General features: G+C 63.8%; 26 protein-coding genes and 1 pseudogene. 15 read left to right on the top strand and 12 right to left on the bottom strand.

From position 1 onward, the window contains the following. Positions 1–196: 196 nt before the first annotated feature. The 4 genes from BKA24_RS15995 (at position 197) to BKA24_RS04200 (ending at position 3,238) form a co-directional block, all read left to right on the top strand. Entirely contained in the window at positions 197–691 is a 495-nt protein-coding gene (locus BKA24_RS15995) for a GMC family oxidoreductase (protein ID WP_425488717.1), read from the top strand. Continuing rightward, entirely contained in the window at positions 684–1,598 is a 915-nt protein-coding gene (locus BKA24_RS04190) for an aldo/keto reductase (RefSeq protein WP_343065921.1), read from the top strand. The genes BKA24_RS15995 and BKA24_RS04190 overlap by 8 nt, the downstream gene beginning before the upstream one ends. Further along, entirely contained in the window at positions 1,595–2,785 is a 1,191-nt protein-coding gene (locus BKA24_RS04195; protein WP_184215472.1) for a glycosyltransferase, read from the top strand. The genes BKA24_RS04190 and BKA24_RS04195 overlap by 4 nt, the downstream gene beginning before the upstream one ends. Positions 2,786–2,914: 129 nt before the next feature. After that, the gene (locus BKA24_RS04200) at positions 2,915–3,238 is read left to right on the top strand and encodes a transposase (RefSeq protein WP_184215474.1); all 324 of its coding nucleotides are present in this window, start codon (positions 2,915–2,917) and stop codon (positions 3,236–3,238) included. A 288-nt stretch (positions 3,239–3,526) separates the two neighbouring features. Here the strand turns inward: BKA24_RS04200 and BKA24_RS04205 are convergent. After that, positions 3,527–4,683 (bottom strand): annotated as a pseudogene (locus tag BKA24_RS04205) (IS3 family transposase). A 57-nt stretch (positions 4,684–4,740) separates the two neighbouring features. On the opposite strand from BKA24_RS04205, the gene BKA24_RS04210 reads away from it, so the two are divergent. Next, positions 4,741–5,148, top strand: a complete 408-nt coding sequence (locus BKA24_RS04210; protein ID WP_184215476.1) for an integrase core domain-containing protein — start codon at positions 4,741–4,743, stop codon at positions 5,146–5,148. Between the two features lie 46 nt (positions 5,149–5,194). Here BKA24_RS04210 and BKA24_RS04215 read toward each other — a convergent pair whose 3' ends face one another. The 8 genes from BKA24_RS04215 to BKA24_RS04250 form a co-directional block, all read right to left on the bottom strand. Further along, the gene (locus BKA24_RS04215; protein ID WP_184215478.1) at positions 5,195–6,469 is read right to left on the bottom strand and encodes a polysaccharide biosynthesis protein; all 1,275 of its coding nucleotides are present in this window, start codon (positions 6,467–6,469) and stop codon (positions 5,195–5,197) included. A 99-nt stretch (positions 6,470–6,568) separates the two neighbouring features. Further along, positions 6,569–7,510 (bottom strand): glycosyltransferase family 2 protein, encoded by a 942-nt coding sequence (locus BKA24_RS04220; protein ID WP_343066148.1) that lies wholly within the window; start codon positions 7,508–7,510, stop codon positions 6,569–6,571. Between the two features lie 29 nt (positions 7,511–7,539). Further along, positions 7,540–8,757, bottom strand: a complete 1,218-nt coding sequence (locus BKA24_RS04225) for a hypothetical protein (protein ID WP_184215482.1) — start codon at positions 8,755–8,757, stop codon at positions 7,540–7,542. 207 nt (positions 8,758–8,964) lie between these two features. Continuing rightward, complete coding sequence (locus BKA24_RS15890) at positions 8,965–9,540, bottom strand: DapH/DapD/GlmU-related protein (RefSeq protein WP_184215484.1); 576 nt, start codon at positions 9,538–9,540, stop codon at positions 8,965–8,967. Further along, on the bottom strand, positions 9,533–10,759 hold the full coding sequence (locus BKA24_RS04235) for a glycosyltransferase family 4 protein (protein WP_184215486.1): 1,227 nt from the start codon (positions 10,757–10,759) through the stop codon (positions 9,533–9,535). The genes BKA24_RS15890 and BKA24_RS04235 overlap by 8 nt, the downstream gene beginning before the upstream one ends. Before the next feature lie 65 nt (positions 10,760–10,824). Next, positions 10,825–11,694 (bottom strand): glycosyltransferase family 2 protein, encoded by an 870-nt coding sequence (locus BKA24_RS04240; protein ID WP_184215488.1) that lies wholly within the window; start codon positions 11,692–11,694, stop codon positions 10,825–10,827. A gap of 56 nt (positions 11,695–11,750) precedes the next feature. Then, complete coding sequence (locus BKA24_RS04245; protein WP_184215490.1) at positions 11,751–13,349, bottom strand: exopolysaccharide biosynthesis polyprenyl glycosylphosphotransferase; 1,599 nt, start codon at positions 13,347–13,349, stop codon at positions 11,751–11,753. Positions 13,350–13,458: 109 nt separating this feature from the next. Further along, on the bottom strand, positions 13,459–13,785 hold the full coding sequence (locus BKA24_RS04250; protein ID WP_184215492.1) for a hypothetical protein: 327 nt from the start codon (positions 13,783–13,785) through the stop codon (positions 13,459–13,461). Positions 13,786–13,879: 94 nt separating this feature from the next. Here BKA24_RS04250 and BKA24_RS04255 point away from each other — a divergent pair, with 94 nt between their 5' ends. From BKA24_RS04255 to BKA24_RS04285, 7 genes are all read left to right on the top strand, one after another. Next, positions 13,880–14,227 (top strand): sensor histidine kinase, encoded by a 348-nt coding sequence (locus BKA24_RS04255; RefSeq protein ID WP_184215494.1) that lies wholly within the window; start codon positions 13,880–13,882, stop codon positions 14,225–14,227. 145 nt (positions 14,228–14,372) lie between these two features. After that, the gene (rplM, locus tag BKA24_RS04260; RefSeq protein WP_184215496.1) at positions 14,373–14,819 is read left to right on the top strand and encodes a 50S ribosomal protein L13; all 447 of its coding nucleotides are present in this window, start codon (positions 14,373–14,375) and stop codon (positions 14,817–14,819) included. Between the two features lie 29 nt (positions 14,820–14,848). After that, a complete protein-coding gene (rpsI, locus tag BKA24_RS04265) occupies positions 14,849–15,331 on the top strand; it encodes a 30S ribosomal protein S9 (protein ID WP_184215498.1) in 483 nt (160 codons plus the stop codon). A 7-nt stretch (positions 15,332–15,338) separates the two neighbouring features. Further along, on the top strand, positions 15,339–16,682 hold the full coding sequence (gene glmM / locus BKA24_RS04270; protein ID WP_184215500.1) for a phosphoglucosamine mutase: 1,344 nt from the start codon (positions 15,339–15,341) through the stop codon (positions 16,680–16,682). 121 nt (positions 16,683–16,803) lie between these two features. Continuing rightward, positions 16,804–17,871, top strand: a complete 1,068-nt coding sequence (locus BKA24_RS04275; protein ID WP_184215502.1) for a right-handed parallel beta-helix repeat-containing protein — start codon at positions 16,804–16,806, stop codon at positions 17,869–17,871. Positions 17,872–17,928: 57 nt separating this feature from the next. Beyond that, entirely contained in the window at positions 17,929–19,176 is a 1,248-nt protein-coding gene (locus BKA24_RS04280) for a glycosyltransferase (protein ID WP_184215504.1), read from the top strand. Further along, on the top strand, positions 19,173–21,335 hold the full coding sequence (locus tag BKA24_RS04285) for a right-handed parallel beta-helix repeat-containing protein (protein ID WP_184215506.1): 2,163 nt from the start codon (positions 19,173–19,175) through the stop codon (positions 21,333–21,335). The genes BKA24_RS04280 and BKA24_RS04285 overlap by 4 nt, the downstream gene beginning before the upstream one ends. 95 nt (positions 21,336–21,430) lie before the next feature. Here BKA24_RS04285 and BKA24_RS04290 read toward each other — a convergent pair whose 3' ends face one another. Then, positions 21,431–21,682, bottom strand: coding sequence for a hypothetical protein (locus BKA24_RS04290; protein ID WP_184215508.1), 252 nt, complete (start codon positions 21,680–21,682; stop codon positions 21,431–21,433). A gap of 64 nt (positions 21,683–21,746) precedes the next feature. Between BKA24_RS04290 and BKA24_RS04295 the strand changes: the two genes are divergently transcribed. Next, a complete protein-coding gene (locus tag BKA24_RS04295; RefSeq protein ID WP_184215510.1) occupies positions 21,747–22,274 on the top strand; it encodes an alpha/beta hydrolase fold domain-containing protein in 528 nt (175 codons plus the stop codon). A gap of 51 nt (positions 22,275–22,325) precedes the next feature. Here the strand turns inward: BKA24_RS04295 and BKA24_RS04300 are convergent, their stop codons facing one another. Both BKA24_RS04300 and BKA24_RS04305 read right to left on the bottom strand, forming a co-directional pair. Further along, complete coding sequence (locus tag BKA24_RS04300) at positions 22,326–22,760, bottom strand: VanZ family protein (protein WP_184215512.1); 435 nt, start codon at positions 22,758–22,760, stop codon at positions 22,326–22,328. Positions 22,761–22,847: 87 nt separating this feature from the next. Beyond that, entirely contained in the window at positions 22,848–23,012 is a 165-nt protein-coding gene (locus tag BKA24_RS04305; RefSeq protein WP_184215514.1) for a hypothetical protein, read from the bottom strand. Between the two features lie 93 nt (positions 23,013–23,105). Between BKA24_RS04305 and BKA24_RS04310 the strand changes: the two genes are divergently transcribed. Beyond that, positions 23,106–25,127 carry a hypothetical protein gene (locus BKA24_RS04310; RefSeq protein ID WP_184215516.1) on the top strand — a complete coding sequence of 674 codons (2,022 nt, stop codon included), beginning with the start codon at positions 23,106–23,108 and terminating at the stop codon, positions 25,125–25,127. Then, positions 25,127–25,906 (top strand): hypothetical protein, encoded by a 780-nt coding sequence (locus tag BKA24_RS04315; protein ID WP_184215518.1) that lies wholly within the window; start codon positions 25,127–25,129, stop codon positions 25,904–25,906. The genes BKA24_RS04310 and BKA24_RS04315 overlap by 1 nt, the downstream gene beginning before the upstream one ends. Positions 25,907–25,909: the final 3 nt, after the last annotated feature.

Raw genomic sequence — 25,909 nt, forward strand, 5'->3', positions numbered from 1 at the left:
CTGGAACCTGTATCGCCGTGCTTTCGCGCACAGGCGTCGGGGCGGAGTGCGAACCACACTTAAACTCGTCACCACTCCTGCGCTAGTCCGTCGAGAGTCGGTCTTGCCTGCCTACGCTCATTGGGAGTTTGACGTACAGCAGGCGTCGCTTCGACAGCTCGGTCGCGCGAGGGTAACTGGCGAGGGCATACGTCGGATGCCTCGAGAGCTCACGCAAGTCGCAGACGCAACCGCGAGGGCTCTGGTGAGCGGGCAACGTGTCCTTCCACAGTTTGCGACACCGTACCTGCGGGTTGACGTCGAGCAACCGCCGCGCGTCTCTCGTTCAATCACCTGGCGACCCGACCCAAACGACGGCCACCTAGACGTTGTATGGGACATCAGTGACGCGGAGCGAGCTTCAATCAAGAGAGTGGGCGTGCTCGCGACTGAGCGAATACTCAATGCCGACTGCGGTGTCGTTTCCGCTACTCCAATCGATAGTCACGAGTTCGTGGATACGAAGCACATGATGGGCGGAGCTCGGATGGGTCGTGAAGCACGGGACTCGGTCGTCGACTCGGACTGCCAGATCCACGACTTGGATGGGGCCTGGGTCGCTGGCGCATCAGTGTTTCCCTCGGGTGGTGTTGCGAACCCAACTTTCACCGCGCTAGCGCTGGCCGACCGAATGGTGCAACAAATTGACTGATCTTGTACAGAACCGGCTGGGCCTTGGGATGGCTACGGTCATGCGTGAGCCCAATGCGGGTCGTCGCGAACGACTCCTGGACGCTGCATACGAGCAGGGGTTCCGTTATTTCGACGTTGCGCCGATATACGGCTTTGGTACAGCCGAGGCCGAGATCGGGAAACTCGTGGGACGCGGGGCCACGGACCTACAAGTGGCGACGAAGTTCGGCCGTGACGTGACGCAGGCTGGATCGATGATCCGCAGACTTCAGCAGCCTGCGCGATGGGTTGCAAGGGCAGTCCCCGGAGTTCGGCACGCGTTTCGCCAAACAAGCGGCGGAGTGCGTTCCACCGATGCGCCGGCCCTCGACGAGTTCAGGGCCAACCTTGACTTGAGTCTCGCGGCGCTTCGCTTGGACTCTGTAGAGACTTATCTCTCGCACGAGATCGAATGGAGCGACGAGTGGACTGCACTCTGGGAGCAGTTGCGCGCTACCGACCTGCCGATCAAGTCCATCGGCATTTCGGGTTCGCACAGTCTTCTCCAGTCGTACCCTTCGACGGTCGTCGACGGATCGCCGGTCATGCAACTTCCATTGACAGACGCGCACCTTGACGTCCAGGCGGACGTGCTCTACGCCGCGGTCTCGACACTCCGAACGCGGTTTGGTGCACTATCTGCGGACCGCGCTGCCGTGCTTGATCGCTGGAATCTCCGTTCAGACACCGACGACTATGCGGTCACCGGCCTTCTCGTGGCGGCGGCGATCAGGCGATATCCGCAGGCTCGCGTCCTCGTGGGCACGACATCGGTGTCTCATCTTGCTGCGTTCACGCGCGAGGTTCCCATCTGGAGCGAATCAACATCCGTTGACTGGCGAACCGTCGAAGCCGATTTGTTCGATGTGGCTGGGGCAATCGCATGAAGATCGTCCAGGTGATCTCAGTCATAGCTACCAAGTACGGAGGTCCATCGACAGGGAGCGTTGAGCTGAACAAGCAGCTCAACGCTCGCGGAGTTGACGCACTTCTCCTCACGTCCCGGCTCAACGGATCGGGACCCCAACTCTCCGATGACGAGATCGAACAACTTGTACACGGCGGCGCACAAATCGCAGCCTACAAAGCAAGTGCCCCGCGTCGCCTCCAAAATAGCTGGGGCCTACTTCGCGCAATAGTTTGCGAGGTGAGGAGTGCGGACCTCGTCCATATGCACGGCCAATACCTGATCCCACACGCCGCCGCATATATCGCGGCGCGTAGATGGGGGGTCCCGTACGGAATTCAGCCCCACGGTGGGCTCGAACCGTACCAGAGAGCCCAATCGCGTGTCCAGAAAGTCATCTACGGATGGCTAATCGGAAGTCGCATGCTGCGCAATGCGAGCTATGTGCAGTTTGCCTCGGAATCAGAGGCCCAGCACGCAGCCGATGTCGTGCGTACCGAACAGGCGCGGGTCGCTCCCCTCGGCGCAACCTTGGCTCAGGAGAGGCCCATGCGTTCAGTCGAGGAGTGGCTGGAACGAACGCCCCGCGAGTCGGTCTACCTGTTCCTGGGGCGGCTAGCGAGGAAGAAGCGGCCGGAAGTCCTACTCGATGCTTGGGCTACCAGCGGGATAGGTCGAACTGGGTCGCGTCTCATCATCGCAGGTCCGGACGATGAGCTTACGGTCGCTGAGCTGAGCGAGAAGGCTCGTCACTTGGATATTGCGGACCAAGTGCTATTCACGGGCCGGGTCGACGCGCACGAGAGGTCGTGGCTGTACTCTCAATCAGGCGTCTTTGTCCTCCCGTCCGATAATGAGAATTTCGCACTCACCGTCGCGGAGGCCATGCTGAGCGGGTGCTACGCAGTCGTCACGACAAACGTCGCGGCCGCTACCCACGTGAATCGTGCGGGAGGTGGAACTGTGCTCGACGGTGTAGGTGACCTCGCGGCGACGTTGACCACGCTGGCTGCCGAGCCGTCTACAGTACGGAGCGGCGGGATTCGAGCTGCGGAGTATGCAGCCCGGGAACTCACCTGGGAACCGCTGGCCAGGTCAATCGAGGCAGAATTGCCCCTCGGGCCAACCGAAACTCCGCGGCCGCGACGGCGGAGCCGTACGGTCTGACTCGCGCACCGCTTTCTTGGTGATTACGGAGGATTGACTCGCATCCCGCCGTCGGCCAGCGGCACCTGCGACACGCCCTGACTCGCCCCGGCATGTCCGGAGACATGATTCCTTGGAAGGATCTGTCTCATGGGACGTCCCAGCAAGTATCCGCGCGAGCTTCGTGAGCGCGCTGTCCGTATGGTCGCCGAGGTACGGGGTGACTATCCGAGCGAGTACGCCGCGATGACCGCTGTCGCGCAGATGCTCGGGATCGGGTCGCCGGAAACGATCCGCACCTGGATCCGCAGGCAGCAGGTCGACGCGGGCGACCGGCCCGGAGTCACGACCGACGCCGCGGTGGAGATCAAGCGACTAAAGCGGGAGAACGCGGAACTGCGGCGGGCGAACGAGATCTTAAAGGCGGCCTCGGCCTTCTTCGCGGCCGAACTCGACCGGCCACACAAGCGATAGTCGGCTTCATCGACGCGCACAAGGACCGCGCCGACGGAGGGCTCCGATGGGGTGTCGAGTCGATCTGCGCCGTGCTCACCCAGCACGGCGTGAAGATCGCCCCATCGACCTACTACGACGCGAGAGATCGCGGTCCGTCACCGCGGATCGTGTCGGACGAGAGGTGGAAGCCGATCATCCTGACCACGTGGCAGACGCACCGGAAGGTGCTCGGGGCCCGGAAGGGGTCTGCCCCGAGTTTGGTTGACATCTTGACCTGCCCCACGGATTCGGTTCCAGTCCGGGTGGCTAACCTGCGGCGGGGATGTCATTGATGTCGAGCGTCTCGTATTCGATGGGTGTGCGGTAGCCGAGGGCGGAGTGGCGGCGCTGACGGTTATGGAAGATCTCGATGTACTCGAAGATCGCGTTGGCGAGCTCGACCCTCGTCTTCCACTTCTTCCGGTTCAGCAGTTCGATTTGCATCGATGACCAGAAGCTTTCCATCATCGCGTTGTCGAGCCCGTCGCCGACCGATCCGAACGAGGGCAGCAGCCCGGCGGAGCGGATCTTCTCCCCGAAGAGCCAGGAGGTGAATTGCGTTCCGTGGTCCGCGTGGACGATCCCTCCGGGCTCCGGACGACGATTCCGGATGGCCATGTCGAGTGCGTTGATGACGAGCGTGGTGTCCTGCTTGGAGTCGATCGACCAGCCGATGATGCGGCGACTATAGGCGTCGAGAACGGCGGCGCAGTAGACCCAGCCTTCTCGCGTGCGGTGTTGCGTGATGTCCGTGACCCAGAGCTCGTTCGGACGAGGCCGGGCGAACTTCCGGTTCACGAGATCGTCGGCTGTGACGACACCACGGAGCCGCTTGGTGCGGATCGGCCCGGGCAGTCCGTAGATTCCGGCTTGGTGCATAAGCTTGCACACGGTCTTGTCGCTGACGGTGACGCCCATCGCCATGGTCAGCTCGGCGTGGACGCGACGGTATCCGTAGGTCCCGCGAGAGGTGACGTGCACCTCCCTGATCAGTCCGGTCAGCCATTGCCGGCGCAACTCGGACTGGGTCATCGGTTTCCGCTTGACGCGGTAGTAGTGCTGCCTCGCGACCCCGAGGACGCGGCAGCAACGGTCGATCGGGATCCCGGCGTCGGCGAGGCGGTCGATCACCGGGAAGAGCCTTTTGGGCGGGGACGCTCCTCGTCGAGGAACTTCGCCGCTTGCCGAACGATCAGCAGCTCGGTCTCGAGTTCACGGATGCGGCGTTTCGCTGCGCGCAGCTCCGCCGACTCCGACGACGGGACACCGGGCCGGCGGCCGTTGTCGATGTCGTCCTGGCGGATCCAGTTCGAGAGCGTGACAGGGTGGATGCCGAGTTCCACGGCGGTCTGCTTGGCCTGTTTGCCGGCACGCACGAGCGCGACGGCACGAGCACGAAACTCCGGCGGATAGGGACGGGGCATGAGGATGAGCCTTCCGGATCAGGCCACCAGTTAGCCACCGAAACTGGAACCCTTTCCGTGGGGCAGGTCAAGTTGTCACCGGTTCGTTCCTCACGCCCGTTCACCCGCCGCCGCGAAGGCGTCACCGGGTTCGCCGGACTCACGCACCACACCGACGCCGGCAGCGTCTACACCTCGATTGCCTTCACGGACCGGCTCGTCGACGAAGGCATCGACCCCTCGGTCGGGTCCGTCGGCGACGCCTACGACAACTCCCTCGCGGAATCGCAGATCGGACTCTACAAGTCCGAACTCATCCACCACGACGGGCCCTGGCGCGACATCGACCAGGTCGAGGCGGCAACCGCGTCCTGGGCGCTGTGGTTCAACACGCAGCGCACCCACCGCTCCATCGACGACCTCACACCCCTCGAGGCCGAGCAACTCGACTACGCTCGCAACGAACCGGTCGGAAAAGCCGGCTGACACCAGCAAAACGCTCTCCGGACACGCCGGGGCGAGTCACCCCGGCTCAACTCTTCATCTGTGCCGCATCGTTGCCAGGACCCATTCGCCGCAGGCCTAGTGTCGCTTGGAGCGTCGCGGTGGCAAGGGTCGGCAGGTAGGAGGTTGCGATCAGAATCGACGCTCCGATCGCCGTTGTCACATCAGCAAGAGTAAACGCAAGAACTGCCCAGACGATGGTGGCCGGGATCATGAGCCACGCGCCCCGAATCCAACCGCGCGCCAAGTTGAACCCAGTCGCAGCTGCTCCCACCGCGCCGACGGCGCCCCCCAAGTTAAGGATCGCGTACTCAGCCTGGAGTCCTTGGTAGCTGTCGCCCAGGAGACCTAGGAGAAAAGGAGCCGCGATCTGCATCACAGCTAGTGCAGCCGCTAGAACTGCTGTCGCGCAACCGACAAGGGCGCCATAGAGCGCGAGGGTACGGGACGCAGACCGGCGGTAGCGTGCGAAACCGGGCGCAAGCGCCGAGACGAGTATCGTGCTCACGAAGCCGAAGACAAGGGTGTAACGGGACACAGCAGTCACCTGGGCCAACACTACGGTCGCCCCCACAACACCGAGAAAGAGGGCGACCCCTTGGGACTGTATGACGAGAATCAGATTGACAGGGAGCAACCGCGCGATCGCACGCCGGAGCTCCAGCGCATCGTCACCTCTTTGGCGCTTGTCGTTCAGGTCAACCTCGCGAGAGAGAGATCTTCGAAGAGCTACGGATTGTCCGAGAGTGGAAAGCCAATTGGCCATGAGCGGGACTAGCGCGCCCACTGTGCTGAGGGCTATCAAGAGGGCGCTACCAGCGAGCCGTCCGACGGACGCCGCAATGCCGGCCGCCTGTATTGGTCCAAACCGGTAGAACAGCGACAGAGACGAACTCGCAAGCGTCACCGATATCGCGCTGAAGATGGTGAGCACCACGACCGCGACGAGGGACGCTGCAGTCGCGATGTCAGCACCGTTCAGCGTGAGCAAAATGTAGAGCGTGGGCGCACCAGCCGCAGTGAAGGCAAGCGCAATGCGACGTCTGTAACGATTCGCTAGCGCGAACAATCCGCCAAAGCCTGTACGGTCGGGCATGCGCCTGCTCGCAATTGCTACAACTTGCGAGCTCAGACCTGATTCGCTCGTGACGTTGATCGAAGTGAGGAAGGCGATCGCCAGCGCGTAGTAGGCGTACTGATCGACAGATAGCAGGCGAGCCACAAGGATGCCCGCACATAGCCCTATGAGCTGCATAGAGATCTGGCCAAGACCAACGATCCCAAGGCGGCCTGCCCAGGTCATGAAGCGCCTATACATGGCGGCGCATGTTCGCGTGGTGAGCTGAAGGGCTCGGGGCCCCAGGAGCTCCGCAGGTTCGCGAGGCTCTCCGTGTCAGCATCATTAGATGATCCGGGCGCGGCGAAGAGCCGACTTGACGGAGTCGCGACCCCGACGGTTGAAGGACTTGAGCCGGTCTAGCGCGTGGCCAACTCCTCTTCGCCGTGCGGCGAGTGTCAGCCGCACTCTCGCTGAAGACGAGAGCCTTAACAGCGCTTCTTGAAGTACTTCCCGTTCGCCGGAATCATCGATCCGGTCGATGGCTGCCGCGTGGTTTGAAGCTAGTCGCGACCGAGCACGGGCTACACCGCCTTGTCCCCACTCGCGTTTTCTGAAGGCTGGCCCGATCGCGTTGTCGAACACCTCAATCAGACCCTCGATCTCTTCAACCTTCCGCGAGGCGCGCACGCCTCCATCGTCGGTCCAAACGCGATAGCGACCGACGACATCAGGGATGTAAACGTTGCCGAAACCGACATCAGCAATTCGAACTGAGAGGTAGTAATCCTCGGCAAAGTTGCGATTCGACGAGATGTACCCTGCGCGCTGAAGGGCGTTGCGACGAAACATGATGAGGTTGGCGGCTACACGATAGCCGCGAAGAGTAGCGCGAAGTGCCGCCTCGCTCTCGTGATAAGGCCCTCGAGCCAACGAGCGTAGACGTCGGAAGTTGTCGTCTGCGTCCACCTCGACAATAGCGCCGTGTGCGTAGCCCGCAGCAGGGTACGCCATCAGTGCGTCCGAGAGTCTTTCAATCGCGCGTGCGTCCAGCTCGTCATCGGAGTCAAGCCTGACGATTAAATCACCGGTGGCGTTACGCATCGCCCAATCAACGTTTCGAGCGATGCCCTGATTCGAGGATTGTCTGTGTACTCGAACTCGCGCATCCTTGGACTCCCACTCACCCAGTACGGAAGCGGTTTCATCAGTGCTGGCGTCGTCGACGACGAGTATTTCTGACACGGGGAGTGACTGTCCGAGTGCAGATTGAATCGCTGCACCCACGAACCGTGCTTGGTTGAAGGTAGGAATGATTACCGAGACGGCCAAGTTGCGCTCCTCTCCGCCAGACGCCGAATGCCAGCTCGGCGAGACGCGACGGTCTTGGCTGATTGCTCCATCGCATGCTGTTCACCGTCCGCGTAAGTACCGTGGATGAGAGAATTACGCGCGTCCAGCTTGATGGATAGCCAGGTCGCAGCGATCAGTATTGCGACTCCGCCTTGTACGGAGGGCTGTTGTGTGAGGGACCCTGCGGTCGCCGTGTAGGCAAGCAGCGTGACAAGTGGCACAGTCTGCATCGAGGCGGCAGCTGCGCGTGTAACCAAATAGGCGATGGCCCATAGCGCAACGCCGAGCTTGAAGATTGCGAGCGCGAATCCAATGACTCCAAGTTCCGCAGTCCACCGCAGAGTTTCGACCTCGATCCATTGTCCTCCCGTAACGGTGACGGCGGCGATCTGATGCGAACCAGGTCCGTCGCCAATCAGGACGAAAGGTGCGGTCAGAAACCCGAACGCGTCGTTCAGAATTCGCCCGGACGTGTCTTCCGATTGAGAGGCGTCAATAAATCGTTGTCTGAAGGAATCGATAACCGTCGGAAAGGCGATAGCGGACGCCGCTATCACCGCGCAGGCGGCCGCGACGATCCCAAAGGCCCGGAGAGTCGAGCTCATTGATCCGCGAATCAAACTAATCAGCAGAAACACTCCGAGGACGATCAATGATTGGAGAATCGCACCACGTGATCCCGAAAGCACCGCGATGAATAGCAGGCCGAGAAGTGAGACCACGCTGCGGCTCCGCTCGCTTTTGCTGCCCAGACCCCCTAGGGCGACTGCTACTCCGAGTCCTACGAAGGTCAACAGCCCAGCCGGAGCGGAAAATGTTCCGCTGGCGCGCACCGTTGTGCCTCCGTTCACAAAGATCGACTCGTCGCCACCGACTTGCAGGTTGATTGCGGCGCCCACCGGGCTCAGCACCTGTACGGTGACCACCGGAAGATTGACCATTACCAGTAAGAAGATTGCCCGGCGAATAGTCGAAATTGAGTCGGCAGTACCGAACTGGGAAATGAACAGCACCAGGAGTACAGGAGCAAGATAAGCCCTTGCTCCGAGCGCAGCGCCAACGACGGTATTCGTCTCGGCAAGAACTGACAGTGCGCCCAGGGCGACTAGCAACAGAGTTGCTAGCCAGAACACCACGACCCATCGCGATCGGCGTCTAGGTCGCTTCACGACGAATGCCACCCAGGCGATTGAGATTAGCAGTAGCCCATCCCGCAGAAGGTAGAACAACTGATCGGCGCCCGGAAGCCATTTTCGTGCAGCGCCCTCAAGTCCCCAAAGCAAGACGTATGTGAAGATGACAACGGCCACTGAGCGATTTGCGTCGCTGCCTGACTGGACGCTGCTCACTGTTTCAGCGCGCGCTGTGACGACATTTCGCATTGCGGGTCAGTCCTCCATCCTTCGGAGTCCTTGAGCGCGCAGCTGATCCCAGTGCGAAGAAAAGTCCTCAGGCGAAAATCGCTCGCCAATCGGGCGCGCTGGACAACCCGCCACGATCGTGTTGGGTTCGACGTCCTTCGTCACGATCGCTCCCGCCGCGATTATCGCGCTATCACCAATCCTCACACCCGATAGGACAATGGCGCCAAATCCTATCCACACGTCGGACCCAATGCTGACGGGATCACTCAGAGAGTCGGCGAAATCTCCCACCCATCGTGCCTCCCGAATCGAAACGCCCGTCTGATGCATGTCGTGATCACGTGCCCCAACGATTGCGGCGCCGTTTGCAATGAAGAGAGAATCTCCGATTCGACCATCGACTTCGATGCGTACATTGCTCCCCACACTTACGTCATTTCCGATCGCAAGAGATCGAGGGGCCCAGACCCGAGACCCAACCCCAATCACGAAGTCTGAGCCCGTGCGGACGGAGGGTGCGACAGACCGGCGTACACGCCGAGCGAGCTTTATGGATCCAATCGCCTTGCGCAAACGGACTCCGACGTCACTTCTAGTCATGAGTTCGCACCAATCCTTCTAAAGTTTCGCGAACGCCTGTACGAAAGTTCGCCCAGCTGTTCCCCTGTGCCGTGTGAAGCGCTTGAGTACTCATCTCCTCGATTCGAGGTGGATTATTGAGGACCGATTCAACGGCTTTAATGAGCGACTCCTCGCTACCGGTTTCGACGACGATCCCGCCGCCGTGAGCAACGACGTCGTCGGTCCCAGTGCCCGCAGTGACGATAGCGGGCAGGCCGTGGCCAAGTGCTTCTAGCACAGCCAACGATCGACCTTCGAACAGGCTGGGCAGTACCAATATGTGGCTGTCTCGCATGAGATCGAACACCATCGATCTATCCACAGCGCCCACGTATTCTGCCGACGAAATGAGACGCCTCATCACAGGCAGATCGAGCCTCGGTCTGTGACCGACGAGACGAAGCCGCAGCCGGCTACCGAAATGATGTTGAAGGGCGGCGACGTAGGCGATGCCCTTCGAGGGCTGCATTCTTCCGACAAAGAGGGCGCGAAGTGGCTCCTTCCCATCCCAGGAGATCGGGTCGTGTGACGTACTTGTCGTTGGCGAACCGTACGGAATCTGTCTGACACGGGCGTGCGGATCCACCTCGCGGATGCTCTCTGTCACCTGGGAACTCGGACTAATGATCACGTCCGCGAGACGGATTTCCTCGACGCCTGATTCTCGGTGCTTCGCTAACGTCGAAGTGTCGATCAAAGGTAGCCATTCTGGATGGATGTGCCTCTCGTTCTCCAGTAGCCGGAGTGCCGTCCTAACGGTGACGTGATGAGCCTCGAGAGCGGTGGCCACGCCTAGACGCGTCGCTCGCCGAAACAGGGACGTACTTTGGCCGAGATACCCATAGGCGACATCATCATCCGCCCGCAGCCGGCGCGCCGCGAGCTTGTCAGTGCTGGCAGCAACCCACTGCGCCCCAAGCGCCTTTCCAGTGTCGGTCTGTCGACTCAGCGCGTCTAGCGGAATTTTCTTGATGGCCTGGCGTACGAGCTCTCGGCTCGGTGCGGTAGACAGCTGATCACGCGAAAGCATTGCGAATACGCGCCTATTCGCCAGCCGGGAGATGGAGGCAGCGGACGCGACTGGTCGCGTTAGCCCTGTGCTGGTGCAGAACAGACGCAGAATCTGAGCATCCGTGAGTTCCTCAAGAAGCTCGCGGACGTTCTGATTGCCGGTCCCATGGGCGACGACTGTCCGCATAGTTCGTACCTTCGACGGTGTAGTGATGATGGATCGTCCCTCACTGTTTGGCCGGTTGCGATTGCCTATGTCGGGCGACCGAGAAGAATTAGCGCACCGGCTCTGAGATAGGTCGAAAAGAAGTACATGGGTCCACGAGCGCCCCCATGGCGCAGATTGAACCTCCAGTGTGATCTCGCCGGTACGCCTTTTCGTCCAAATAGAAGTCGCAACCGATCGCGGCGCGACATCCGCTGGTCCCGCCAGGTACCCGCATGGGAATTCGCATCGCACGTGCCTACGGGACCGGATAAGAGCAACGTGGGGATCCCTGCCTTCTTCGCTCGAAGGCCGTAATCGATGTCTCCATAGCCGTGCTCGAATGCGGTGTCAATCGAGCCGAGGCAACGGTATGCGGCCCGCGGAACAAGCACGAAGTTGCCGTTGAACGCGTCGACCTGCTCTGGTGTCCCGCTTGGCAAAACTGGTCGCAAGCTAGTGGGGCGAGAAGACGAAAGCCGCGACCCAGTGTAAGTGACCTGGTCACCGGAGGATGACAACGTTGCACCTACGATGATCGACGCAGGAGACTGCCTTGCAGCAGCCAGCGCGTCGAGCACTGCCGTATCACTCAGCTGGAGATCATCGTTCAGCCACAGCAAGAAGTCCGGGTCAGCGGAGACTGCGTGCTCATGAGCTTTCGCCATCGCGCGTGCCCAGAACAGTCCGCCGTCGCCCTCGATAACCTGCAGAGGATGGTCCTGTGCCATGTTGTTGAGCATGGCCCCAGTACCGTCGGTGCTGCCGTCGTCGACAATGAAGATACTTAACCTGAAGTGATCGTTAATGCCGGATTGGTGTAGCAAGCGACTCAGACACTCTTCGGTCGTCGATCGCCGATTGTGGACCGCCATGAGAACAGAAACAGTCACAATGCCACACTTGGTCTCGAACAATGTGCTTCCTGTCTGGCCGCGTGCTAATCTCGCGCTGCTGCTTCGAGCTTTTCGCTTCAATGTGCCGTCTCCCCGGGTGCGAGGGCGGCTTTTGCGGTTTTCGCAAGAATCGCGACGTCGCCGACGACCGACCAGTTCTCAACGTAAGAAAGGTCCAGACGAACTGAGGCCTCCCACGAGAGAGTTGAACGACCGCTGACCTGCCAAAGCCCTGTGATTCCTGGCTTGACAAGGAAGCGCCGATGCACGTGATCAGCGTATCGTTCGACCTCTTTAGGCAACGGTGGCCTCGGCCCGACCAGCGACATTGAACCGCCGATCACATTGAAGAGCTGGTGCAACTCGTCGAGGCTGAACTTTCGCATGATGCCGCCGATCGGAGTCACACGCGGGTCGTTCTTCATCTTGAAGAGCACTTCGTTGCCGGCATCCCGTTGCTGCTTTTCGAGTTCGGCGAGCAACTCTTCGGCATTCACAACCATCGAGCGGAACTTGATCATGGAGAACTCTTTGCCGCCGAGGCCGACACGTGTCTGGCGGAAGAAGACCGGGCCCTCGCTCGATAGCCGCACACTGATTGCGAGGAACGCGAGAACTGGACTGATGAGGATGGAGGCGGTGAGATCCATCGTGCGCTTCGCGACACGCTGACCCCGGTTGAAGCGCGGGGTCTCTACGTGGATGAGGGGGAGGCCCGCCACCGGGCGCGTGTGAATGCGCGGGCCGGCGATGTCGATGATGCTGGGCGCGAGCACGAGGTGCTGCTTGCCGGCCTCGAGTCCCCACGAGATCTGCTTGACCTTGTCGGGCGGCAACTCGTCGGTGCTCGTCACGGCGACGGTGTCAGCGCCCGTCGCGAGGATGGCGCGGTCGACGGCGTTGACGTTGCCCATGATCGGGATGTCGGTGCCCTCGATCGTCGAGGCGATCTTGCCAGAGGGTACACACGCGCCGACGACGCGGTACCCGGCGCTGGGTGTGCGCTGCAGCTCGCGCGCGAGATGAGCGACGCTCGATTCTGAGCCAACTAGCAGCACGCGCGCCGAGTACTGACCCGACTGCCGCTTGGAGATGAGCCACTGACGCCAAAGCCAGCGCTCGAGGATGAGAACGAGCACGCCGACGGGCAGGCTGATGAGCAAGAATCCGCGGGCGACGTCAACACGCAGGAGGAAGGCGAAGATCGCGATGATGCCAAAGAGGCGCACACTCGCGTCGACGATGCGGAGGTACTCGGTGTTGCCGCTGCCGATGACCCGATCGCTGCGGGAGTCGATGAGGCTGAGCACCCACATCCACGCGACGATGAGCAGGGCGGAGAAGAACCAGTAGGAGAGGTCGCTGAGACGGTGATCCTCGCGCATTGCGATCTCTGCGTTGCCGAGACCGAACCAGTAGATCTGTGTGCCGTAGATCACCCAGATGAGGGCGAGGAGGTCGGTGAACCAGATGCGGCGTGCGTAGCGCTGACGCCATCGGTCTTGTGGGCGCGGAGTCGGGATCGACCCGGTGGAGGCGCTCGCGATGACCCTGGCGGGCGCGGTGAGCCGACTGTCGCTCGGCTTCTCCGAGCTTTCGGCGCTGTGCGTTGATGAGCTATCTGGAATTCGCAGCGACGTCTTTGTCGCGTCGACCTTTTGCAGGTTCGACGTCACAGACCGTCCTTTCGCAAACTCGAGGCTCCCCCACCAAAGATGCTATCAGCGGTATGTGTCGGGAACGTGACGGGAGGTGAATGTGGGGTCCCCTTTTCGGGGGACTCAGTCAGCGTTGGTCGTCGAGGCCGATGCGGTTCTTCGTCACCTGCGAGACCGAGATGTCTCCGATCGGGGTGATCACGCCCAGCGCGTCAGCGATGCGCTGGGTGAGAGCGCGCAGGTCGGTCAGCTGCTTCTCGACGGACGCGACACGGCTCGCGATGGCGTCGATGGCCGCGAGCGTCTCGGCATCCCGCCCCGCGGCCTCGCGCCGCGACGTGTCGGCGTACGCGAGCGCGATGATCTGATGCCGGCGGAGGCGGCCGATCTCGTCGGCGAGGATCCTCGCCGCACGCGCGGATGAACGGGAACCGACGCCCGTCGAACTCGACACCTTCCGGCTTCGTACGGAGCGCATCTTCGACAGCATCCTCGCCGACCCTGGTGTCGCGGACGAGGAAGGACTGATCGGTTCCGCGCTCGACCGAATGCTGCTGGGGTGGGAACACGTCATCGTCGTCTCGACATCGATCGGCGACGAGGCGCGGCCACTCCTTGAGGATCCCGACGTCGCCAGACACGTCGCGGATGCCGTCAACGAAGCGCTCATCAATGCCGTCAAGCACTCCGCTGCACGTGAAGCTACCGTCGATATCAGCGCGAGCGGGAGCCTCATTCAGGTCACGGTCACGTCGCCCGGACACCTGCCCGCGGTCATGCGGAGCGGTCTCGGAACGCACGAACTCGGCGCGCGGATCACGCAGGTCGACGGTGACGTCGTCTTCCGCGCCGCCATCGACGTCGACAGTTTGGCGAAGCGGCATCCGATCGCGTAGTCTTGATCTTTGGTGCCTGCGCCCTGCTGGCTGGGTACCGCGAACGTGAGCCCTCCACTGGCGTGTTCGATCGGCATCCCGAACGAACCACCCCGGAGCGGGATTCACGAACTCCTCCGTTCGAATCTATGAAAGCAGCACTACTGTGACGCGCACTTACACCCCCAAGACTGGTGAGATCACCCGTCAGTGGCTGGTCATCGACGCAACCGACGTCGTCCTCGGCCGCCTCGCCTCGCACGCTGCCACGCTCCTGCGCGGCAAGCACAAGCCCACCTTCGCCAACCACGTCGACACCGGTGACTTCGTCATCGTCATCAACGCCGACAAGGTGGCCCTCACCGGCCAGAAGCTCGAGCAGAAGAAGGCCTACCGCCACTCCGGCTACCCGGGCGGCCTCAAGGCTGTCACCTACTCCGAGCTGCTCGAGAAGAACCCGGCTCGCGCCGTCGAGAAGGCCATCCGCGGCATGCTCCCCAAGAACAGCCTGGGTCGCCAGCAGCTGTCGAAGCTGAAGGTCTACACGGGTGCCGAGCACCCGCACGCGGCCCAGCAGCCCACCACATACGTCTTCGACCAGGTCGCCCAGTAAGCGCCGCCGAGAGAACTAAGGACTATCTAATGGCGAAGATCGCTGACTCCCTCGAGACCCCCGAGAACTACACCACCGAGACCCCCGAGACCGAAGCAGCCGCGGCCCCCCGCCCCGTGCTCTCCGTTCCCGGTGCCGCCGTCGGTCGCCGCAAGCAGGCCATCGCCCGCGTGCGCCTCGTCCCCGGCTCCGGCACCATCACGGTGAACGGTCGCACCATCGAGGACTACTTCCCCAACAAGCTGCACCAGCAGCTCATCAACGACCCGTTCACGGTGCTCAACCTTGCCGGTGGCTACGACGTCATCGCGCGCATCTCGGGCGGTGGCCCCTCGGGCCAGGCCGGTGCGCTGCGCCTGGGCATCGCCCGCGCGCTCAACGAGATCGACGCCGAGAACAACCGCCCCACCCTCAAGAAGGCCGGCTTCCTGTCGCGCGACGCCCGCGTCAAGGAGCGCAAGAAGGCTGGTCTCAAGAAGGCGCGTAAGGCTCCTCAGTACTCGAAGCGTTAATCCTTCGATGGCACTGTTCGGGACGGACGGTGTGCGGGGCCTCGCAAACGGCCCCCTCACCGCCGATCTCGCGCTCACCCTGGCCCAGGCGACCGCCGTCGTCCTGGGCCAGGGTCGTATCGCGAACGCACGAAAAGCCGCCGGCCGACGCCTCACCGCCGTCGTCGCGCGCGACCCCCGCATCTCGGGACACTTCCTCGCGGCCGCCGTCAGCGCCGGCCTCGCCTCCTCCGGCGTCGACGTGCTCGACGCCGGCGTACTGCCGACGCCCGCCGCAGCGTTCCTTGTCGGCGACGTCGACGCCGACTTCGGCGTCATGATCTCCGCCTCCCACAACCCCGCCGCCGACAACGGCATCAAGATCTTCGCCCGCGGTGGCGTCAAGCTCCCCGACGAGGTCGAGCGACGCATCGAAGAAGCCATGGCCGGGCCAAAGCTCCTGCCCACCGGCGGCGCCGTCGGGCGCATCCGCCGCTTCGCCGACGCAGAGGACCGCTACGTCGTGCACCTGCTCGCATCGCTGCGGCAGCGGCTCCACGGCATCCACGTCGTGCTCGACTGCGCCAACGGCGCGGCGTCGGGCGTTTCACCCGAGACGTTCCGCGACGCCGGCGCCAAAGTCACCGTCATCGGCGCCGACCCCGATGGCCTCAACATCAACGACGGCATCGGCTCCACCCACCTCGACGTGCTGCAAGCCGAAGTCGTACGCGTCGGCGCCGACCTCGGCATCGCCCACGACGGCGACGCCGACCGCTGCCTCGCCGTCGACGCCGACGGCCGCATCATCGACGGCGACCAGATCATGGCGATCCTCGCCGTGTCGATGAAGAACCGTGGACTGCTCCGCGACGACACCCTCGTCGCCACCGTCATGAGCAACCTCGGGCTGCACCGTGCCATGGCAGCCCACGGGATCTCGGTGGAGACGACGGGTGTCGGCGACCGCTATGTGCTCGAGCGCATGAACGCCGGCCGGTACTCGCTCGGCGGCGAACAGAGCGGCCACGTCATCATGAGCGAATTCGCTACCACCGGCGACGGCGTGCTCACGGGCCTGCACCTCGCGGCTGAGATGGCGCGCACCGGAAAGTCGCTGGCCGAGCTGGCTTCGGTGATGACCGTGTTTCCGCAGGTGCTCATCAACGTTCGCGGGGTTGAGCGGTCGCGGGCGACGGACGCGGATGTTGTCGCTGCTGCTGACGCTGCTTCTTTGGAGTTGGGCGATTCGGGGCGCGTGCTGTTGCGGCCCTCGGGGACCGAGGAGCTCGTGCGCGTCATGGTCGAGGCATCCACCTCGGATGTTGCTCAGGCGGTCGCGGAGCGGCTGGCGGGGGTTGTAAGGGGGTGAAGGTTCGCGCTGCGGCGCACCTTCACTCGGAGCACCGCTAGTCTGAGCGCACGCCGTCTCGCGGGCTCGGCTGACTTTGTGCGTTGATCCGTTCGTTGCGCTTTCGCTCGGGGAGGCCCTGATGCTCACGATCCCGTCTCCCGGGGTGCTTGCGTTCCGATCGCGTGCCGTACGGCGCGGATGCGCGGGAGCGTTGCTCGCCGGGTTGCTTCTGCTTACCGGCTGCTCGCAAGCGGGGGACGCACCGCGATCATACGGAGTCTGCGGCGAGCAGGTCACCCCCGTCGGCGCGACCGCCGCCGAGCTCCAGGCTGCGCTCGACCAAGCCCGGCCAGGCGACACGCTTGCTCTGCAACCAATCACGTACGTTGGCACGTTCACCATTGCAGCATCTGGTGCGGAGGGAGCGCCGATCACGCTGTGCGGTGCGGACGGAAGTCGCATCGATGGCGGCGACGTCGCGGAAGGATATGGACTCCATCTCAATGCCGCCTCCTTTTGGCGCATACAGGGCGTCGAGGTGACGGCCGTAGCAAAGGGGATCGTTCTCGACGCTGCCCACCACAACGAGATTGTGAACGTGGTCGTTGACGAGGTCGGGCAAGAGGGAATCCACTTGCGGTCGAACAGCTCGGACAATGCCGTCCTCGACTCGGTCGTTTCGAACACGGGGCTGACGGACCCGGAGTTCGGCGAAGGCGTGTATGTCGGATCAGCGGAGTCGAACTGGTGCCGCTACACGGACTGTGCGCCGGACGCGAGCGATCGAAACCGCATCGAAGGCAATGCCATTTCGGATGTCAGCGCCGAGGCCATTGATGTCAAGGAGGGCACGACCGGGGGGTCCATCATCGGAAACATGCTGAGCCTTTCGTCGGACCCCGGCGTCGATTCGGTCATTGACATCAAGGGCAATGAGTGGACTATTGCGGAGAACACGGTCACGCACCACGAACAACTCGGCATGCAAGTGCACGAGATCCTCGAGGGGTGGGGGGTGCGCAACACCATTTCAGCCAACGTCTTTGACGCGGGAGCCGGTCAGGTCAGCGTCGAAATCGTTGGGAAGGCTCGTGAAGGCGCCAACACCGTGGGCTGCGACAACGCGACGATGAGCGGAGATTCCGTGTTGAGCAACGTCACCTGCTCGTCACTTCGACGGTCATGCCCATCGTGCCCGTTCCCCTAAGCTGACCAGCAGGGAAGTGCGCTGGGGAGCGCGCCTGGGGATCGTGTGGGGTGGGGAATGACGCCGACGGAGTTGAGTTGGCTGATGCCGTTCGGCGTACTTGGGATCATCTCGTGGGGATTCTGGGCGTTCCGAAAGGTGCTCTCAGCAACTGCCCGTCCGACTGAGAACGACTTCCGTACGACGACCACGGTGGTGGTCCCCTCGTACCACGAGGATCCGGATGTCTTGCTGCGGTGTTTGGCAACGTGGCACGCGCAACGCCCAAGCCGCATCATCGTCGTGCTCGATGTCGCTGACCTCGAGGCGCAAGAGCGCATCGAGGCGCTCGGGCAGGCTGACATCACGGTGGTGATGTTCAAACACCGGGGGAAGCGCTCTGCGCTGGGTTGCGGCATGCGTATGGTCGACACGGAGCTTGTCCTCTTCGTCGACTCAGATACCGCGTGGGAGGATGGCATGCTCGACGCGGTGCAGATGCCGTTTGTTGATCCGGCTGTCGGGGCGGTGAGCACTCGTCAGAATGTGTACCGACCCCGATCGAGCGTGTGGCGACGTGTCGCGGACTGGATTATCGATCTGCGCTACTACGACTATGCGCCAGCGATGGGCCGCTTCGGCGGCATCATCTGCGCGTCAGGGCGAACAGCGGCGTATCGAACATCGGTGATCGTGCCGCAGGTTGAAAAGCTCGAGCGCGAGATGTTCTTCGGCCGCGAGTGTGTCGCTGGCGACGACGGGCGGATGACATGGCTCGTGCTCTCGCAGGGCTACAAAGTCGCGCATCAAGACAGCGCGCGTGCGCTGTCGATGTTCCCCGGGACGTTTCGCGCTTTCGTGAAGCAACGTGTGCGCTGGAGTCGCAACTCCTATCGGTGTTACCTCACAGCCATCGGAAGCGGATGGCTCTTCAGGCTGCCGGTCATCTCGCAGCTCACCGTCATGCAGATCTTGCTGACACCGTTCACGATGTTCGTCGCACTCGCCTACGTCGTGCTCGCGGTTCGCAGTGAGCATGCCGCGCTCTCGCTCGCGGTCGCGGTCGGCTGGGTCATCGTCGGTCGTGGCATCCGAGGGTTCTCACATCTCTGGCGGCGCCCGGAAGACCTCGCGATCCTCCCGCTCGTCGCCGGCATAATCATCTTCATCGCGCTACCGATCAAGACCTACGCGCTGTTCACGATGAACAAGCAGGGGTGGCTCACTCGTTCCGCGGGCCAGCAGGGCGGCGAAGGGCAATCTGAAGCGAGTCTCGACCGCGTCGCGCAAGATGGAATGGCCGATTCGACAACCGCGGGCGCATGAGTGACGCGGAACTCACCGCGGAGGAGCGGGGCGATGTCGGATCCAAGCGTCGGCTACTCGGGCGGGGGGTCGTCGTCGTCCTGATCGGCGCTTTGGTCGGCGCGATTGTGGTGGGCACCTTTCTGACGCGTGCGGGCCGTGCGCCGTGGCAGGAAGACGCTCGCCCGACGACGACACCGACAGCGACCTACTCGCCGTCTCCCGCATCCTCTGCGTCAACCGCAGGTGCTGCCGCCGAACTCGTGCGCAGTGAAGACCAGCGACTGGTCGAACTGACCCGATTCGCAGCCGACGACCCCGCTACGCGGGCCGGCCTCGACACCGTCGTGCTCGGCCCGCGTCGATCGCCGTATGGTGCAGGCGACCTCATGGACAGGGGTGCACTGGCAAAGATCGACTCGTCGACGTACGAGCTTCGCCGCCACGTCGTCGTTAGAGGAGGGGCGCATCTCGCGCTCCGCCTCCCCGGAGCGACGCTGCGGTTGAGAAGTGGTTCCGATGGGTTCGCCAGCATCGTGACGTGGGGTGGCTCGTTGACACTCCGTGGCCGACAGGACGCCGGGATGATCATCAGTTCGTGGGACGATCTTACGTCGTCGCCCGATGCCGACGTTGACGACGGTCGCGCATACATTCGCGTACGTGACGGTGTCCTGTCAGCGGAGGACGTGACATTCGCTGCCCTCGGGTTCTGGAGCGGCCGCACCGGTGGTGTTGCCATCACCGGTACAGAGCCCGGGGCCGTCAAAGTTCGGCTCACGCGCACGGTTCACACTGATTCTCACTATGGCGTCTACGCCGAGGGGGTAATCGAGAGCACGCTGACCAACGTTGCGATCTCTAATTCTGCGATGGAAGGGATTGTGCTCTCGAACCGCTCGCACGGCGTGGCCATCTCAGGCGGAAGCATCGTCGACGCGAGGGCGAGCGGTGTGAAGATTGATCGCGCGTCGGGGGACATCACTATCGAGCGTGTCGCGGTGCGCGGGTCGGGCGGGTACGGAGTCATGATCGATGGCTCGGCGCTCGCGGACGGTGCCAACGCTGCTGGACATGCGACGACGCGTTCGACCAGCTACACGTTGCGGTCGCTGACGCTTAATGGCAACGAGGATGGCGGTGTGCTCGCGCGAGGAGCGGACGGCGTACACCTGCTCGGGAGTGACGTCGCGGAGGATTCGATCGCCATGCGGGTTGTTGGGCCCGCATCCGATATTGCCGTTGATCGTTCGACGCTGCATTCCGACGCGTCACTGGGTTTCGTCGTGACGGATGTGCCGACCGGTGTGACGGTGACTGACAGCGAGATCGAGGGTCTCGGCACGGCGGTCCGATCCGTCTCCTCGACCGTCGAGATCTCGGGAAGTGAACTGGCAATTCAAAGCGGGCACATCGTCGAGGTGCTCGAGGACTCTGAGGCGTCACTCCGCGCAAACACTATGAGCGGATCCGGCCAGGATCCTGTCTTCACGGATGACACCAGTCATGCGACCAACGTCTCGAGCGATCAATCGGCGTGGCGGTTCCAATCCGACATTGTGACGTGGCTGCATCATCACCCGATGGTGTGGCTCTGGCTCCTCGTTCTTTTGGTTCCCCTTATCGGGTTCCCCTTCTTCCTGCGGTACAAGCGCCACCAGCGCGAACTGCAGCGGATGCTCGAGAACGCAATGATCGCCTACGCACAGGACCGCATCGACGAGTATGACACCAGGGGTATGGTGACGCCAGCGGAGGCAGTTCGGCGCGCGGCCGCTCACGAGGTGTCCGCAGGCGCGGGCGACGACCGCGCGCCCTCCGTGCCCGATCGAAGACAACCGGAGTCGCGGCTTCCGGGGGTCGCCGACGCGAGGCACGCGGCATCCGTCGACATACCCACCGTGCGTCCTCCGGCTCTACCGACTTCGAATCAGGGCCGACTTCGAGCGCCGCGTACGCTGAACGACCTGCGCGCGGGGACGCTTGCAGGGCGGGACTTTGCAACCATGCGACAGTTCGCGGTGGCGGCGGTACTCGAATCCGGTTACCCGCTTCCTCACATCGCGCGACTTTTCAGGATCCCGATCTGGCGATTGCAGCAATGGGTGACCGAGGACTATGGAGGTGCCGAAGGGCCGTCCAGTCCCGCTGGACAGGGGCGTCCTGCGCCAAGACGCTGAAGATCTCTCAACTCGCGAGCCCTCCAGGCTGGCCAGAAGCTCGCTCTGAGCGGACTTTCGGGCACGACGTAGCATCCGCTCGCCTCGTTCGGAGGTCAGGGGGCCGTCTCGGGGAGGGTGCGGTCGGCCCACTGCTCGAAATCGTCGACGAGCTGCTCCCGAATGGCGTTGCCCGTGCCGCTCGCGATCTCGACGCAGCGGTCCACGAGTTCGGCAGTGGTCGGGGTGTGGGCTCTGGGGTCAGGGTGGTCGGCGGCGGGATGCTCGGGAGTGGCGTGCCGGTGGTTGGGGGCGGGGTGCTGGTGCTTGGGGCCGGGGTGGACGCGATGTCGGTTGTCGGCGCGCACGCGGTGCCGGCAGTGAGGATCGCGGCCGCCACCGCGGCGAGCAGCACGATCCTCGGTCGGCGCAGTGTCAGCGCTGACCGTCCTCGCGGCAGTGCGGTCCGGGGTCGCCGGCTTGCCGGCGTTCGCGAACATCGCGCTGGCCGGCACCTCGTCAGGGGGGAACATCGCTGTCCTCGCGGCACAGGTGGACGCGGCAGTTCGTTCCACCGAGCCCGGACTCGCAGCACTCGCCCTCGTGGTGCCGTCGCTCCTGCTCTCCGAGATCCCCGATGCCGTGCGAGCCGATGCGCAGTCCTGGCAGCAGCGTCAGGCGCAGCTCGCCGGATATCTCGGGACGACGATCGCGCCGGCGAGCCCTTGGGCGTCTCTCGCGGTGGCACCCGTCGTCGCGGGAGTACCCCCGGTCTTCGTCGCGGTTGCGGCGCACGACGAGGTCGCCTTCGGCGCGGACCGGTTCTGCCGCGCCGTCCGTGCCGGGGGAGGGCTCGCGGAGCACCGCACCTACGCGATGACGCACGTGACCGCGACACCGCACGTCGAGGCGGCGATGATCGAAGACCTCGCCCAATTCCTGGCGGAACGGCTGGCGTAGACGCCTGCGCCGACGCGATCGGAAGTGGGTCGCGGCTGTGTCGGGTCGTCGTCAGGTGCGACGGCGTCGTGCGCGGAACGCCTCGAGGATCAGCAGGCCGAGACAGGCGCCGGTCGTGTTCGCGATGATGTCGAGCACGCTCGGCACGCGGGCATCGAGCAGCAGTGCCTGCGTCGACTCGATCGCGACGGTCGCCACCAGCGCCACCGGCAGCACCAGCGTGCGGGGCATCATCAGCGGCAGCAGAACGCCGATCGGCAAGAAGAGCGCGATGTTCGCAGCGAACTCCACCCGCGCATGTGTCACGACCGGGAAGTGACGGGTGACCGTCTCGAGCAACGGGGCGAGCCCTGCATCGACCGGTGTCGGCCAGAACGCCGTCAGCGCGAGGGCGACGAGATACGCGAGCAGCAGGAGCTGCGGCATCCGGTCCGCGCGTGCCCTCGGGTCGGGCGGTCGTGGTGCGATCTCGGTGGGGGACGGCATGGCGCTCCTCGATGACGGGGGCCACGCTGCGACGGTGAACGCCCAGTGTATACCGGGGCGGCTGGGCGCTATTCATTAGCAAGGTGATCAAGGCGCGACGAAGACGACGCTGAAGGTCACCTCGTCGATGCGGGGCGCGCAGACCTCGGTGAAGGTGACGGGGCCAAGAAGGGTTACGCGGACGTCGCGGTCGCTTCGCCACGGACGCGAGCTGTCGTGCGTTGACCAGCTGCGCTGCTGCCGCGGTGGCATTCCCCGGCGACGGTGGCGGGGTCTGGCGTACGAGATCGTCCGGATATTCGCCTTGTGTCCGGATGTGGCGCTGACGGCATCCAGGGTGAAGGTGTGAGCACCACCGTTCCCGATTCCCCCGCACCTCTTCGGCGGCGCCGCGCCCTCGTCATCGGCCTCACCGCGTCCATCGCGGTGGCCGCGCTCGTCGTCGTGGCCGCGATCGCGTCTGTGTCGGGACAGGGCGATCGTCCGGCGGCGGTGTCCATCACATCGTCCATCGACGGCGAGCCCGTCGATCTGCAACCTGTCAACGTCGACGATGCGCAGATGGCAGCCCTCACCGAACTGTCGCCTCACCGATACCTCGCGATGCCGCCGTTCGTCATCGCCAACGACGACGTGCGACCCGGCGCTGTCAGACTCGACCTCGAGTTGCCCGAGTCCGTTCCCGACGGTGTCTTCGTGACCTTCGCATACCTGGACATCACCATCGACGAGTGGATGCCGGTCGCCACCCGACTCGACGCTGACGGGCGCACGATCGTCGCTGAGCTCCCCGCCTATGGCTCGGCTGATGGAGGGGGAATCGCGCCGACCGTGACGACCGCGTCGCTGCGATCGCGTGCCGTGCCCACCAACATGCCGTTCGACCCCGCCACCCAGATCTGGACCGCCGTGGTCGGTGGGCTGGACACCGCGGTCGACGCGGTGGGTGAAGCGATCGGAGACGCCGGTGCTGCCGTCGTTGACGTCGTCGATGCCGCCGGCGAGGAGTGGGACCGTGCCATCGCTGAGTGGGGCGAAGACTTCACCCTCGGCTCGCAGTGGCTTATGCGGGCAGAACGCGACCTCCTCGGTACCGGAGTTGACGCTCCTACGTGCCAGCCCGACACGGACGGCGCGGTTCCGTGGGTGGCGGATACTCTGCTGTCCGACAACGCGATGATCGTCGGACTCGGCATCGAAGGCGGAAACGCCGCCGTGCTCCTGTGCGTGGGGCCCGACCCCGATGACCCGTCGATGCTGCAGGTCCGCGCGGCAGCCAACCGCTCCTACGGGTTTCCCGTCACGCTTGCCGACGGCATCGTCGCGAGCTCGGCAGGAATGGACGCGCTCGATCCTTCGGCGTCTGTGCTGATCGGGGCGGCGTACTCGGCGATCGCGGGCAACGTCGACCTGCTGTTGAATCCGGGCGCCTTCATCCTGCCCGGACAGACGTTCTCGTTCACCGTCGACGAGTCGACAGTCCGAGCATCGCACGAGCTGACCGCGTCCGACCGTGTCGTCGAGTATCCGCTCGCCGCGTTTCCGCAGGTGCTACTTTCCGGTTTTCTCGGAGCAGCGCTGGAAGAGTTGGATCCCGAGGACATGTTCGCCGGTGCGTTGGGTGTCTTCTTCCTCGCCCGCGATTGCGACTTCTCCCAGTGGGAAGCTGGTACGCAATGGGCCGAACTGGTCGGCAGCGTCTCGACGTGTGTCGAAACGCTCGACTCGGACAGCCTGCAGAACGCGGCGCTCGAGGTGGCGCGTTCGACGGAGGTGCCGTCGTCGGGCGCGGTCGACCTGGCCGACGACGTCAAGGCCGCCGACGCGGCCAAGGCGGCCAAGACAGCCGACGCGTTCGTCGCGGGCGGTGCGGAGAAGGCGCGAAAGGTCATCGGCAAGCTAAAGTGGCTCGCGTTGTTCGCGGCAGTGCAGACCGTCAGTGACTACATCGCGGATGTCGGTAGCGAAGAACTCAGCGAACTGCCCGCATGGTTCGCCAACGTCACGACGACCGCGGCGCCTGTCGCGAGCTGGGAGGACGTCGCCGACACCTGGTGCGGCGTCACGGCGCCATGCATCGAGCTCGAACCCGGCACCTCGCAGACCGACTGGGGCACGAGCACGCTCGATTTCGACCGGATGATGGGGGAATGCTTCGCGGGGATCGAATCCGGCGACCCCGGGTCGGGCGCGAACGTGGTCTACTGCCCCGCCGGAGTCGCAACGCCGGACGACATTCCCGGGAGCGACGTGGGACTCCCGCCGGCCGATGACGACTCGGCGTTCGACCGGGTGTTCATCTACCAGGGATACGGCACGTTCGCCTGGTTCCGTCAGGCCGACCTTTTGGCAGTGAAAGGCTCATGATGCGGTTCCCACGCTCCACACTGTCCACGCTGATGATCGCTGCGCTGCTCTTCTCGGGTTGCGCTGCCACGCCGGCTCCAAAAGACGAGATCGAGGTCGTGCCCGACCCGGCGGGGTCAGGCGCCGTGGCGAGCACGCCGAGCACCGAGGCATCGCCGACCGCGTCGGCCGCGCCAATCGGATGGGAGCTCCCCGCGAGCTGGATGGACGACATGCCCCCGCTCAGCGGTCTCACGGTGCGTTCGACGCGGGTGGCGATCGGTGTGGACGGGGTGCTCCGTGAAGCGACGGTGCTCGTCGAGGGGAGTCACGAGCCCGAGGCGGCCGCATGGATCGCGTCGCTGCCCGACGTGCCCGTCACCACGCACGCCGACTTCTCGACTGCGTCCGGCGACACCGAGATCCGGTTGAGCTCGGGATCGACCGTCAGCGGGACCGCCGGAGATTTGCCTGCCGGCTGGCGCGAGTCGATGCCGTTGGGGCCCGACGGAACGGGCTACGCGTTCGCGGGCACTATCTACACCGTCCTCGCGGACGGTTCCGCACCCGAGCCGCCGACTTTCGATCTCGGGTTCGATGGCGTCAGTAACGTGTCTTCGTATCGCGCATGGCTGGAAGAACAGCCGGGATGGACGGTGACCACCCTCAGTGACCGGATGTTCACGGGTGAGAGTGCCGACTTCACCGTCAGCGGGATGATCGGGTCCGACGGCACTGACGAGCTCACCATCACTCCGCTGCGGTGGGACGTGCCCGGGGTCGACGCGCTCAAGCCCTGAGGC

Source organism: Microbacterium marinum (assembly GCF_014204835.1).
Lineage (GTDB): Bacteria > Actinomycetota > Actinomycetes > Actinomycetales > Microbacteriaceae > Microbacterium > Microbacterium marinum.